We start from the raw sequence: 13,599 nt of genomic DNA, 5'->3' as shown, positions 1-13,599 counted from the left end.
GCAGAATAATACAATACATTTCTGAATACATATAGCATGTACAGTGATTGTTTTATGTTAAGGAGATGTTATGGCGTGTGATTTTGATATAACTAAAGAGAATATATATGATTACATAATAGAAGATACCCCAGGGGCTGATGAAGCTATTAAGGCATTATCAGGGATATGTTCGCAGAGAGCTGATTCGCAATGGATTATAGCTCATGGAGAACTGCCTGATAACCGCCAGCTTAATATAAGCTCTCTGGGGTATTTTACTATTCCAAAGTTATATGGGCTTATGGAAGGCGATGCAGATATAAGTGCGCTTGATGAAATAGGAGCTTTACGGGTACTTGGACAGGATAATCTGAAAGCAGACGGGAGTAATGTTCTTATAGGGTATGTGGATACCGGAATAGATTATCTTAATGATGTTTTCAAGGACAGACTTGGAAATACAAGGATTCAGGCTATATGGGATCAGACAGATAAAACAGGTACTGATGCTACAAATACATATGCACATTTTGGCAGAGTATATGAAAAGGATGAAATAGACAGGGCAATAGAGGCTGACAATAACGGAGAAAATCCATATTCTTATGTTGCACAAAGAGACACGTCAGGACATGGAACGCTGCTGGCTTCAATATCAGCAGGTTCATATGCAGACGGATATGTTGGCGTTGCACCAGGAGCAGAACTTTTAGTGGTTAAATTAAAACAAAGTAAACAGTATCTGAGAGATTTTTTTTTGATAAAGGATGACGTTCCAGCTTTTGAGGAAAGTGATATTATGCTGGCTTTAAGATTTCTTGAAGATTACGCTATACGACTTGGAAAACCATTGATAATAATATTTGGTCTGGGAAGTGCTAATGGTTCAAGAACAGGCGCATCTCCTCTGGCAGAAATGATGGAGAATCTTACTAAAAAACCCAATATATCAGTTATAACATGTATGGGCAATGAAGCTAATAATAAATGTCATTATAAAGGGACAGTAATGTCAGCCCTGGTACCTGATGTTATGGAAATTAATGTTGATGGAACAGGAAAGGGTTTTACGATGGAAATATGGGCGGATAGTCTTGATATATTATCCGTGTCGATTGAATCACCGTCAGGGGAATATGTTCCAAGAATACCTGCAAGAATGGGTGCAAGTATGGAGTATACATTTCTTTATGAGGGAAGTACAGTTACGGTAGATTATCAGATAACTGAAAATGTTGCTGGAATGGAGGTTATATTCGTAAGACTTAAGACACCAGTTGAGGGTACATGGAAATTCTATATATATAGTCTCACTAATATAAAAGGAAGTTATAATGCATGGCTTCCATTAAAGCAGTTTTCCGGACAGGATATATATTTTTTAAAATCCGACCCGGATACAACACTTACAGTTCCAGCGGCAGCTGATGGTGTTATAAGTGTAGGAGCATATAATCATTATACAGGGGCTGCTTATTATGAAAGTGGGCGTGGATATAGCGCTGACGGAAGGATTAAACCTGATTTTGTTGCACCGGGTGCGGGGGTATATGGAATTGCTCCATCTGGAGGTGTTAAGGTTACTGGAACAAGCTATGCAGCGGCTTATGCCGGGGGCTGTGTTGCACTTTTATATTCATATCAGGTAAATGTAAAGAATAGTCAGATGATTAATCATAACGATATTAAAGCACAGCTTATAAGAGGTGCAGTACGCTCAGAATATATGGTATATCCTAACCCTGTAGCTGGTTATGGAAAACTGAATATATATACAACATTTAACATGATGAGAATATCTTAGGTTGAAATCACTGGTGTTATATGCTAAATTGTTCATACATGACTAAAAGAGGAGATAGAGAAGTATGAAATATAAGGCATTGGCACTGGATTTGGACGGAACATTAACTAATAGAGAGAAGAAAGTTCCAGCGGGCAACAAAGAAGCGATTGCGAAAGCAATAGATGCAGGCGTTAAGGTTATTCTTGCTTCAGGAAGACCGCTTTTTGGAATAACACCAATAGCCAGAGAGCTTGAGCTTGACAAGAAAGGCGGTTATATACTGGCATATAATGGCGGTTGTATAGTTGACTGCAAGACGGGAAAGCAGATGTCTGCGACAATAATGCCACAGGACTGTATAGCAGATATATGCAGTCTTGCAAGAGCCAACGGTGTGTATGCCCTGACATATGCTGATACGCAGATAGCTGCTGAGAGTGATTCTGATGAATATGTAAAGAAAGAAGCAATATGCAACAGTACTACAATCAAGAAAGTAGATGATTTGCGTAAATTTGTGGATTATCCTGTAGAGAAATTTCTGGTTGTAGGAGAGCATGAAAAGCTTCTTCCTGTGCAGAAAGCCTTGTTAGATAAGCATGAGGGAGTAATCAATGCATTTTTTTCAGAGAGCTATTTCTTAGAGGTAGTACCTGCAGGAGTTGCAAAGGATGCATCTTTGGATAAGCTGCTCACAATGCTTGATATAACAAGTGAAGAACTCGTTGCATGCGGCGATGGAATGAATGATATTCCAATGTTAAAGTATGCGGGGCTTGCAGCGGTTATGGAGAATGCATATCCTGAAGTTAAGAAATACGCAAATGTCAACGCACCATCTAACGATGACTGTGGTGTGGCATATGTTATAGATAATTATATATTGTAATGATGGATTATAAAAATATAACCCCGGCGGTCTTATGGACTGCCGGGGTTATGTTTTATTGATTAATTAGAATTGTTGTTAAGGCTGTCAACATATTCATCTACATCGAATATATCGCCGTTCTGAATCTTACTCATAAGCTGGATTGCTGTGTTGATACTATCCGCATAAGGATATACAACAGAAGCTCCTCTAAGGCCGGTTATCTCGAGATAAGCAGGACCCTGTCCAGCAGGTGGCTGGGTTGATCCTTCGATACTATATGTCTGAATATTCCATGCTGTGCTGTCACTTAACTGAAGCTTAACAAGATCAGATATTGTACTTGTCGGTATATTAGTAAGGAACATATCGCTTACAGCATCAAGTACGGCTGAGTACTTGGTAAGTATTGCAGGAGAAGTAGCTTTCTGTAAGATACCCTTTATAGCTGCTGTCTGGTTACGTCCACGCTGGAAGTCTCCGGCGGCAAATGCATGTCTTTCTCTTGAGAATGCAACTGCCATCTCGCCGTCACATTCATTAGGTCCTTTGACAAAATGATATGGAATAGGAGAAGCATCTTCGCCACAGGTAAATTCTACTTCTGAGTCAATTGTGATTCCACCAAGTGCATCTACTACAGCAATGCATCCAGAGAAGTTAATCTTTACATAATAATCAATATCGATTCCATACAGATTCTGAAGAGTATCCATTGAAGCTTCTACACCGTAATTGCCGGCATGTGTAAGCTTGTCGTAACCCTTTCTTCCGTCAGGACCGGTAATCTTAATGTAAGAATCTCTTGGGGTTGTAACAAGAAGAATCTGCTTGGTTTCAGGATTAATAACAGCAACTATATTGACATCACTAAGTGCATTGTTCTGAAGCTGGAAGTCATCACCATCATCACTTGAAATACCTGATACATATATAATAAAAGGATTTTTCTTTACATTGACGTTGGATTTCTGGACAGTAACAAGCTTCTTATATTCGTATTGCTTAATAATCTTAACCTTGGTATCAAAGTCTTCATACTGTGAGGCAACAACCTTAAGCATGGAATCATTCATAACAATTGCCTGAACCTCTGTATTATCATAAAAGGCAGTTACAAGGTCATCCCATGATTTGTATTCTGCAAGTTCCAGGCTGCTCTTGTTAAGCTCTGATTTAACAGAATCAAATGCTGTCTTGACATTAGCGTTGCTTGCAGTTGAATTATAAGCAAACTTGTAATTGGCAAGATCATTTAAAGAGGAAGCCTTGTCATCTGCCAGTACAACTACATCAACGATGTCAGTGTTAATCTCAGGAAGATTAAGTTTATTAAGGACAGAATCAAGCTTAGATGATACAAGGTATATGAAAACAATCACTCCTGACATAAGTACTGCAAGAATCTTACCTATAATATGAGCCTTCGTAAACTGTGATGTGAAATCGTACAGGAATATCAGCAGTAAAAATGCGTTGACCGCAATTAAATACTTCAATGGAAGAATATCTAACTTAAATATATTAAATAAAAGTAATCCCGATACAATAAGCTGTATCAGAACTAATATAAGACCAATAAGTGTACCCCAGCCACGCCTTTTTCTTTTTCGTTCTTTCTTAGAAAGCTCTTCTTTATTCTTAAATAAATATTTCATATCGTCTTTACTTCTTGTAAAAAAATTAGACATAATTCACTCCTTAATTACACTAGGATAATAAAAAAATAACGAATACATTCTACCATGATTTTATCAAAAAGTAAAACTTAATTATCTTAAGCAAGAAAAACAACATATCTTAGATATAGGCTTATTTTAATTAATATTATTACAAATAACTTAAAGTTAATAGGCAAACGCTATAAAAAACTTGCGGAAATTAACCAGAACAGATATAATAACGCTAGAATCGATGTGCAGTAATGTACAATCTTAAATAATAATTTAAAGGAGTGTTTTAAGGTTATGGGGTATGTTGATGAAGTATTAGACATCGTGTCTAAGAAGAATGCAGATCAGCCTGAATTTTTACAGGCAGTAACAGAGGTTCTTGAGTCTTTAAGACCAGTCGTTGAGGCTAACGAGGAAGTTTACAGAAAGAACGCTATTCTTGAAAGAATTACAGAGCCAGATCGTCAGATTATGTTCAGAGTTCCTTGGGTAGATGACAAGGGACAGGTACAGGTAAACAGAGGTTTCCGTGTACAGTTCAATAACGCTATTGGACCATACAAGGGTGGTTTAAGATTACATCCTTCAGTAAACTTAGGCATCATCAAGTTCTTAGGTTTCGAACAGGTATTCAAGAACTCACTTACAACTCTTCCAATCGGTGGTGGTAAGGGTGGTTCTGATTTTGATCCTAAGGGCAAGTCAGACAGAGAAATCATGGCATTCTGCCAGAGCTTTATGACAGAACTTTGCAAATATATCGGTGCTGATGTCGATGTTCCAGCTGGTGATATCGGAACAGGCGCAAGAGAAATCGGATTCATGTTCGGTCAGTATAAGAGAATCCGTGGAATGTTCGAAGGCGTACTTACAGGTAAGGGACTTACATACGGTGGATCACTTGCAAGAACAGAAGCTACAGGTTATGGTTTATTATACCTTACTAATGCTTTATGGAAAGATAATGGAATGTCACTTGAGGGCAAGACAGCAGCTGTATCTGGTTCAGGTAATGTTGCTATCTACGCTATCCAGAAGGCACAGCAGTTAGGTGTTAAGGTTGTTACATGCTCAGACTCAACAGGCTGGATTTATGATCCAGAAGGAATTGATGTTGCACTTCTTAAGGAAGTTAAGGAAGTTAAGAGAGCACGTCTTACAGAATATGCTGCTGCTAAGCCATCAGCTCAGTATTTTGCTAAGCAGAATGGTGAACACGGAGTATGGCAGTACAAGGTAGATCTTGCTCTTCCATGTGCTACACAGAATGAGTTAGACATCGAGGATGCTAAGATGCTTGTTGCTAACGGTGTTGTATCTGTAACAGAGGGTGCTAACATGCCTACAACATTAGAAGCTACTAAGTATCTCCAGGAGAATGGTGTTCTCTTCGTAGGTGGTAAGGCTGCTAACGCTGGTGGTGTTGCTACATCTGCTCTTGAGATGAGCCAGAATTCAGAGAGACTTTCATGGACATTCGAAGAAGTTGATGGAAAGCTTAAGGGAATCATGGAAACAATCTACGCTAACATTTCAGATGCTGCTAAGAGATATGATATGACAGTTGGTGGAAAGACAGACTATGTTGCTGGTGCTAATATCGCTGGTTTCGAGAAGGTTGTTGACGCTATGCTTGCTCAGGGAGTTTGCTAATTACAGGCTTTAATGTAATAATTGTCTTATAATATGATTTAATTGTAAGGTTCTGCAGACAATATGTCTGTAGAACCTTTTTTTACTTGGCAGATTGCGAAAAATGATTTATATTATATGATTGTAGAAGTATAAAAATGGAGGTCTGTATGAGAAAGAATATAGCAGGAGTTTTACTGTACATGGTATGTGTAGTGCTTGTTGTTTTTTATATTACAGTGTTATGGTGGGGGAAGAATCCAAAGGTTGGAACAGAATACAGGATGTATTATTTAACACATGAACTTACAGACTGGCCTGGATATGGGAAATTATCATATAGTTATGGAACAACAGAATATTGTACGGAACATAAAGACCGTAATGGAAATGAATTAAGTAATGTATGCAGCCGTAAGGGACAGGGCTGGCAGAAAAGTAAGAGATATGATGGAACGAAAAATACAGCAAATGATTCATATCTGTACTATATACCCCAAAAATCTTCTGATAGTGTAAAACTGGTATGTGATATTACTGAGTATAATAATGCTGATTATGACGCAGAAGATATTAAGGTATATGTGAATGATATGCTGATAGGAAGTATAGATAAAGCAGGAAAGACAGAGCTTAAGATAGGGCATGTTGATGGAGGGGAACTTTTAACAGTAAAGTTTAAGTCCGATAACATGACATATATACTTTATAGCATAAGTCTGGATGAAGAGTAATCTGGAAATGACAGATTTTATTAAATAGTAAGGAAAGGCAGATTTTGTATGAAGAAGTCAAAATTTAAAACAATTTTAGGGAAAATCAAACCATATGCCATGCCAGGGATTATTACATGTCTTGTTATGGTTGTTATTCTTATTCTTAAAGGTATATGGCCGTTTGGAAATGAACGTATAGATTATTTTGACAATATGCAGCAGGTTGCACCTTTATATGCGCATTTATGGGACTGGATGCATGGAAAAGCATCGTTGTGGTTTGACTGGTATACAGGACTTGGAACAAATGTGTCAATGAGTATATCTGCATTCAGTATGCTGACACCATTTAATCTGTTATTATATGTTATTCCAAGAAATTACATATTAGAGAGTATATCCATACTTACAATAGTAAAAATGGTGTTTATGTCAATTGCCATGTATTCTCTGATTAATAAGAAATATAATAATCTTATATACGGTTTAAAGGTTGCATATTCGTGTATGTATGCATTCTGCGGATATGTAATATTATATGGCTCATGTTTTACACCGTGGATGGATATAGTTGCAATATTTCCAATTGTTATAATGGCATATGACCACATGGTTGAAACAGGTAAAAAAATGTTTTATATATGTATGATTGCGTTAAGTTTTATAATTAATTATTACTTAAGTGCGATGGCAGTTATATATATTTTCCTTATATGTGGCATCAGAATGATTCTTATGCAGGAAAAGAACAGGTGGAAGGAAACTGCATGGAATGCCGGGATAGGAACATTTGGCGGAATAGGTCTGTCGGCTTTTGTGTTAGTGCCTGTATTTGCACAGCTGTCATCATCACAAAGAGGTGGTGCCGGGAAAGGCATTCTGTCACAGTATATTGGGTGGGTGACAAGCTCAGTAGTGACAGATGGAGCAATGGCGGCACTTCAGAGATGGATGATGTTATATGGACTGGCATTTGTAATTGCTGTTATAGTAACAGGAATCAGGAAATACAGAAAAGACAGGAAAGAATTAATATATGTTGTGGCAATGCTGGTTGTAGCGTTGGGACCTGTTATTATGGAAGCTGCTAATCTTATGTGGCATTTTGGTTCATATAACGGATATACATTAAGGAATGGCTTTATAATAGCATTTACACTCATATGCATTGCAGCAGGATATTCTGAAAGAATGTTTATTAATGAGCCGTTGAAAACAGTTGCTTATATCAGACAGGGGATATTTGCAGTTATTGCAAGTGCCGTATATGTGATGATATATAATATTCTTCCGGTTAATAATGAGATGAAAGCGCTTGCATTTTTTACAATAGTATTTGTGGCTATGTTCATTATTTATATGTTAATGATTACAGGGAAGAAACATAAATTTAATCCTAAGTCTTTAATATCAATAATGATTGTGGAACTTTTTATTGGCGCTTATGCTCTTATAGGACCTCCGAAATTTTATACATATGAAGATTACCAGATTGGAGATTATGTGCAGTATGCCAATAATGTATCAGACAGTCTTGATATAGATGAGTCTGCAACTGACAGAATCGTAAATCCTGATATAAGTCTTAATGCTAATTATCCGCTTATATTAAGAAGGGGTGCATTATCAAGTTTTACAGCTGCTCTCCAGAATGACACACAAAGCTATGCTAAAAAATGGGGATATTCAAAGTATTTCCTCTGGCTGTTAGATTCGGGTGGAACCGTGTTTACTAATTCTATCCTCCATGTGACAGAGGCAGTCAATATCAATGAGCTTGACAGTAATCTTTTTACACTGAAAAAAAAGGAAGGCGATTACAGCCTGTATAGTAATAACTATACTCTGCCATTTGGATTCTGCATTGATGACAGTTTCAGCAAGCTGGATATGACTAATGTTGACTGGATAACTTATCATAACAGATTTTATAAAGCAATGACAGGCGATAGTGAATCACTTGTTACAAGGATATATCCAGAGAGTGCCAATACAGGTAATATTAATACAATGACAATTTCTGTTGGTGACAGAAGTGCATTGTATATGAGTATAGCTGATATTAAAAAGCCAAATGCAGATGCTAATGCATCAGCTTTAGACAGCAGCATGCATGTTTATGTTAATGGAGAAGCTGTACTTGTACCAACGCTTGGAGATGTTAAAAACACTGCATATTTTACAGATTATAATAACAATCTTTTATATCTTGGCATATTTGAAAATGAAGAAGTTGAGATAAAGGTAGAGTATGACAAGACGAAATATATGAAGCAGAGCAGGATAACAGTAGGATGTCTTAATATGAATAAAATGGAAAGCCTTTGTGCAAAATTTTCAGAGCCGGATAAACAGACAGAGGTTTCATATACTGATAATACACTGACTGTTAATATAAATGGAGATGGAACTAATAATTATGCCCTTATTCCTGTAATTCACAGTGATAACTGGAAAGTTACTGTGAACGGTAGGATAGTAAAGACAAAAGAGGTTGCCGGATTATTTACGGGAGTGCAGCTTCAGACAGGAGAGAATACGGTTGCCTTTACATTTGTTCCAAAGGGAAAGAATACAGGAATGATGATTACAATGTTCACCCTTATAACAATAATTGCCTGCCTTGTAATTAATCGTTTCAGAAAAATAAATGTTCCGGTATGGGCTAAAAAGTGTGCGGAATATATATATATTGGTTTATTTGCAGTAATAGTAGTTGCAATGTTTGCTGTTCCGGCAGTAACAACTATTCCATCTGCTATTTACCACATAATAGTGAAATGAGGCATTAAATGAGCAGACTAAAGGATAATGATAATTTTAAGCTGTTGCTTAAAATATTAATAATATTTGCGATATCACGACTGATTATGTTAGTAATGGTGCCAGTATATAATGGCATAATGGGTACAAACAGGTCATTTATCTTTCTTATGAATGAATGGGATGCCAAGAAATACGCATATATTATCAATAATGGATATACTTACCCTACTGATACGGATCCTCAGGCTAACTGGGCATTTTTTCCATTGTATGTGATTGCATGCATGATCTTTAAGACAATAACAGGTGGATTGATTAACACATATGTTATTGGAATGATTGTTTCAAATGTATGTAGTATTATAGCTGCATTTTTTGCAGTAAAGGGACTTAAGAAGCAGACAGATATTAAGGATGGATATGAGTTTCTTATGCCGGTGCTTATGTTTATGGCGCCATATACATTTTACGGAGCGTCTGTATATACAGAAGCTATGTTTATAATGTTTATTGTGCTGTTTTTCTACTTTCTGTCAGAAAAGAAATATGTTCTGGCAGGAGTAATGGCAGCGTGTTCAAGTGCAACAAGAATAGTGGGATGTATACTGGTATTTGCACTGGTTGTGCAGTTGTATATAGATATTGAAGGCGATAAGATAAGTCTGGGCCGCATAAAAGACTTTGTTGTAACCATGTTTAAGAATCCCGGTAAAATATTTGCAGTACTAATATGTCCGTTTGGGGCGTTCAGCTATATGACATTCCTTAATTTCTTCTGTGGAGATGCATGGGCTTATAAAAATGTACAGATTGCATGGAGAGATGATGAGTATTTTCCTGTTGTGGGAGTGCTTTGGAAATCGTGTACAGGGCAGATAGAACCAAGATATACATATATGGGATGGTTTTGTGTAGCAATACTTATTTTGTACGGATATATGTTCTTTAGAAAATATTATGCGATGGCAGTATTTGGGATAATCTCATTACTTGTTCCGCTTACATCACATGTTATGAGTACATGCAGGTTTACATTTGGAACTTATGTGGTATTTGTCGGTATGTATGATATTCTTTCAAGATTCAATAAAGTTGTAAGATGGGTGATTACAGGCATACTTGTGATAATTGAAATTTATCTTTTATTCCTGTGGTATAATTCTGACTGCTGGCTTATGTAATAAAACCAGTATGGTAAGGAGAAATATATGGCAGATATAATCTCAGAAATGGACAATATGACGGATGATGAAATTCGTATGCAGATAGCACTTATTGATAATGTCAACATTCCTAATGCAGTTAAAGAGACAGGGCACAGACTTATAAATGTGCTTGCTGATGTTGCCAATGCATTCACGGAGAGCATAGGAATAAAGAATTCTATAGATTATGAGATAAAGAAAGTTTCTGACCTTGTAAGAGACGATACATTAAAATATAAGGCAGTAGACAGGATACAGCTAAAAAAAATGTTATGGGACAGGCTGTGCCTTATGACTCCGGTTATACCTAAAGAAGAAGATAATCAGAAAAGTACATTTGAAATAGTGTCAAAGTCAATAATTGATGAGGCGGCATCTGTGTATATGATTAACAAATATATGTCACCGGCTCATAAAATAGAGGAAATAAGCATAAGATATAACAATGCCTTTTTAAGTAATATCATGAGTCAGTTAAGGAATCTTGATGCATTACAGAAAAAGGAGTATGCAGAGCAGATAGGGAGAAGGCTTGGCATGGCATCTATGGATGTCAAGAGACAGGTTCAGAAAACTCTTATGCCAGAGAAATTCAATGGTGAGGGTATTATTGATGCGCTAAAAAAACAGAGAAGCACAGCGAAGTTAGAGGCAGTTATAAAGCTTCTTGGCTTTGAGGCATTTAAAACGCCAGAAGCAGAGATAAAAACATTTTATCAGGCACTAAAGAGTATGACCAGGATTTCCAAAATGCAGGCTGTCAGATATGTGTGGAAGATAAGCAAATCAGGTGATAAGAAATTTTATGTACCTGTCGATCTGATGCCATCATATATCCCAGCGGATGAAAAAACAGTAACTGATGAGACTGAGAAAGAGTATATGCTTATGTGCCAGCAGATGGACAAGGCAGAGAAGGAACTGGACAGATGCATCAGGGATGAAGAAAATAAGCTGTCAAGGCTTAATGATATGACAGAGAAATACGAGACTGCAATGTTAAAGTATGATGAAATCCGGAGTGAATTCCAGAAGCTCGAAGTTGTTAAGGATGATTATATAAAAAATAGAAAGACAGAGGAAGAATCCAGACGGTATTACGCAGATGTCAATGAAACTAAGAGAGAGCTTGACAGAAACCAGGAGGATTGTGAAAAAAAGAAAAAGAAGCTGCGTGATATAGAAAGAGAATATGAGGAATCAAAAAGAAGGACTGAAGAAAAGCGTGAAAATACAGCAAATTTTAAGAATATAGTTAAAGAACAGACATTAAGAAGAGCACAAGCACTTAAATTAAAATGGAGTGCTTTTTTCTTTAAGTTTACATTTGAGGATGCTGTGTTTGAGACTGCTGTCAGAAAATTTAGCAGAGAAGAATTAAGAAATATTGAAGAAATTCTTAAGGAAGCACATGATTCGGATACAATGCTTGCGGTAGGAGATGCAGAGCAGATAAAAGCATATACAGGTGGCAGAAGGATAGCAGTGATAAGCTATAAAGAACATAGAATTACTGCCATAGACTGCACATAGGAAGGATGAAACAATGTATGATGAAATTATAGACAGACTTAACAGTATAGGACAGTTCGCTTCATCTTCAGGTGTACAGCGCGCAGAAATACTGTTGAGGGATATGAATAATCCGGAAGAAAAGCTTAATATCATACATGTTGCAGGAACTAACGGAAAGGGATCTGTTTGTGCATATATAGCGCAGATTCTTCAGGAAAACGGTTATAAGACAGGCCTTTTTACATCTCCTCATCTTGTAGATGTCCGGGAGAGAATACGAATTAACAATGAAATGATTTCTAAAGAAGATTTTGTAGAAGCATATGAATATGTTGAAGAACATCATAGTGGTGAACTGGCATATTTTGATTATCTTTTTGGAATGGCAGTATATTATTATAACAGGCAGAATGTTGATTATGTTGTTATGGAAACAGGACTTGGAGGAAGACTGGATGCCACTAATGCAGTAAAACAGCCACTTATATCTGTTATATCAACAATATCACTTGAACATACTGCAATATTAGGAGATACAATAGAAAAGATTGCAACAGAGAAAGCAGGAATAATAAAGCCTGGAATACCGGTAGTGTGCAGCGGTGTGGACAAGCATGCTGCAAATGTAATAAAAGAAATTGCATCTGATAATTCAAGTGCATGCATTGTTTTGGATGAGAATTCTTATGAACTTAAGCAAAATACATATGGTAATATTGATTTTTTAATTCATAATGAGTATTATAAGAATGATTGCTTCAGACTGGCTACTAATGCCTTATACCAGATTGAGAATGCAAGTATTGCACTTACTGTATGTGCAGTTCTTAAAGATTCAGGTGTGAAACTGGATGACAGACTAACAAAAGAAGCTGTCAGCAAAACTCACTGGGCAGGAAGAATGGAACCGGTTAAGGAGAATTTGTATGTTGATGGGGCACATAATCCGCAGGGGATAAGGAGCTTTGTGGATTCTGTGAACAGCCTTTATGAAAGCGAAGAATTATCTGATGCCACATTGCTTTTTTCAGTGGTAAGTGATAAGAATTATGAACAGATGATAAAGATATTGTGTGAATGTAAACACTTCAAACATATATATGTTACGATGACAGGAGGTGCGAGAAGGCTTTCTTCGGAGATTATAAAACAGACATTTGAAGTGTATTTATCGGGGATTTCTATAGAAATATCTGACAGTGTGGACAGAGTCATACATGAATGGGATAATGGACTTATGTTTGCAACAGGTTCATTGTATCTTGTGGGTGATGTTGTCCGTGCATTAGAAAGAAAGGAAAATAATCATGATTAATTTTGATGAAGAGATACAGAAGTTTCAGCCAAGTCTTGAAGTAGAAGACGCAGAGGATGCAATATATAACAATGATGTTCCGGATATTACGGATTTGATATCGCAGATACTTGGTGGAAAGAATTCGGATAAATAGTG

At 36.8% G+C, this 13,599-nt stretch carries 10 protein-coding genes; 9 read left to right on the top strand and 1 reads right to left on the bottom strand.

The genetic code is table 11. From position 1 onward, the window contains the following. The first annotated feature begins 70 nt into the window (after nt 1-70). Together EUBELI_RS07790 and EUBELI_RS07785 are read left to right on the top strand one after the other, a co-directional pair. Nucleotides 71-1,786: a S8 family peptidase gene (locus EUBELI_RS07790; protein WP_012739846.1), complete on the top strand. Its 1,716-nt coding sequence runs from the start codon at nt 71-73 to the stop codon at nt 1,784-1,786. A 64-nt stretch (nt 1,787-1,850) separates the two neighbouring features. Further along, a complete protein-coding gene (locus EUBELI_RS07785) occupies nt 1,851-2,657 on the top strand; it encodes a Cof-type HAD-IIB family hydrolase (protein ID WP_012739845.1) in 807 nt (268 codons plus the stop codon). Between the two features lie 62 nt (nt 2,658-2,719). Here the strand turns inward: EUBELI_RS07785 and EUBELI_RS07780 are convergent, their stop codons facing one another. Continuing rightward, nucleotides 2,720-4,330 (bottom strand): LCP family protein, encoded by a 1,611-nt coding sequence (locus EUBELI_RS07780; protein WP_012739844.1) that lies wholly within the window; start codon nt 4,328-4,330, stop codon nt 2,720-2,722. A 276-nt stretch (nt 4,331-4,606) separates the two neighbouring features. On the opposite strand from EUBELI_RS07780, the gene gdhA reads away from it, so the two are divergent. From gdhA to EUBELI_RS14380, 7 genes are all read left to right on the top strand, one after another. After that, nucleotides 4,607-5,965 carry an NADP-specific glutamate dehydrogenase gene (gene gdhA / locus EUBELI_RS07775; RefSeq protein WP_012739843.1) on the top strand — a complete coding sequence of 453 codons (1,359 nt, stop codon included), beginning with the start codon at nt 4,607-4,609 and terminating at the stop codon, nt 5,963-5,965. 149 nt (nt 5,966-6,114) lie between these two features. Then, nucleotides 6,115-6,678, top strand: a complete 564-nt coding sequence (locus EUBELI_RS07770) for a hypothetical protein (protein WP_041688224.1) — start codon at nt 6,115-6,117, stop codon at nt 6,676-6,678. A 48-nt stretch (nt 6,679-6,726) separates the two neighbouring features. Further along, nucleotides 6,727-9,444, top strand: coding sequence for a YfhO family protein (locus tag EUBELI_RS07765; protein ID WP_012739841.1), 2,718 nt, complete (start codon nt 6,727-6,729; stop codon nt 9,442-9,444). Between the two features lie 8 nt (nt 9,445-9,452). Continuing rightward, complete coding sequence (locus EUBELI_RS07760; protein WP_012739840.1) at nt 9,453-10,607, top strand: hypothetical protein; 1,155 nt, start codon at nt 9,453-9,455, stop codon at nt 10,605-10,607. Nucleotides 10,608-10,634: 27 nt separating this feature from the next. Then, a complete protein-coding gene (locus EUBELI_RS07755; RefSeq protein ID WP_012739839.1) occupies nt 10,635-12,164 on the top strand; it encodes a hypothetical protein in 1,530 nt (509 codons plus the stop codon). Between the two features lie 13 nt (nt 12,165-12,177). Continuing rightward, the gene (locus tag EUBELI_RS07750) at nt 12,178-13,461 is read left to right on the top strand and encodes a bifunctional folylpolyglutamate synthase/dihydrofolate synthase (RefSeq protein ID WP_012739838.1); all 1,284 of its coding nucleotides are present in this window, start codon (nt 12,178-12,180) and stop codon (nt 13,459-13,461) included. After that, nucleotides 13,454-13,597, top strand: coding sequence for a hypothetical protein (locus EUBELI_RS14380; protein ID WP_012739837.1), 144 nt, complete (start codon nt 13,454-13,456; stop codon nt 13,595-13,597). The genes EUBELI_RS07750 and EUBELI_RS14380 overlap by 8 nt, the downstream gene beginning before the upstream one ends. Nucleotides 13,598-13,599: the final 2 nt, after the last annotated feature.

Origin of the sequence: [Eubacterium] eligens ATCC 27750 (assembly GCF_000146185.1) — a bacterium.
GTDB classification, from domain to species: domain Bacteria; phylum Bacillota; class Clostridia; order Lachnospirales; family Lachnospiraceae; genus Lachnospira; species Lachnospira eligens.
Note: the sequence above shows the minus strand (reverse complement) of the source record. Positions and strands in the feature narration are given on the sequence as shown.

Bases quoted from the DNA above. Each gene is read 5' to 3' on its own strand.
- EUBELI_RS07790 (WP_012739846.1), top strand. From the start codon at position 71: ATGGCGTGTGATTTTGATATAACTAAAGAGAATATATATGATTACATA.
- EUBELI_RS07755 (WP_012739839.1), top strand. From the start codon at position 10,635: ATGGCAGATATAATCTCAGAAATGGACAATATGACGGATGATGAAATT.
- EUBELI_RS07785 (WP_012739845.1), top strand. From the start codon at position 1,851: ATGAAATATAAGGCATTGGCACTGGATTTGGACGGAACATTAACTAAT.
- EUBELI_RS07760 (WP_012739840.1), top strand. From the start codon at position 9,453: ATGAGCAGACTAAAGGATAATGATAATTTTAAGCTGTTGCTTAAAATA.
- EUBELI_RS07750 (WP_012739838.1), top strand. From the start codon at position 12,178: ATGTATGATGAAATTATAGACAGACTTAACAGTATAGGACAGTTCGCT.
- gdhA (WP_012739843.1), top strand. From the start codon at position 4,607: ATGGGGTATGTTGATGAAGTATTAGACATCGTGTCTAAGAAGAATGCA.
- EUBELI_RS07765 (WP_012739841.1), top strand. From the start codon at position 6,727: ATGAAGAAGTCAAAATTTAAAACAATTTTAGGGAAAATCAAACCATAT.
- EUBELI_RS14380 (WP_012739837.1), top strand. From the start codon at position 13,454: ATGATTAATTTTGATGAAGAGATACAGAAGTTTCAGCCAAGTCTTGAA.
- EUBELI_RS07770 (WP_041688224.1), top strand. From the start codon at position 6,115: ATGAGAAAGAATATAGCAGGAGTTTTACTGTACATGGTATGTGTAGTG.
- EUBELI_RS07780 (WP_012739844.1), bottom strand. From the start codon at position 4,330: ATGTCTAATTTTTTTACAAGAAGTAAAGACGATATGAAATATTTATTT.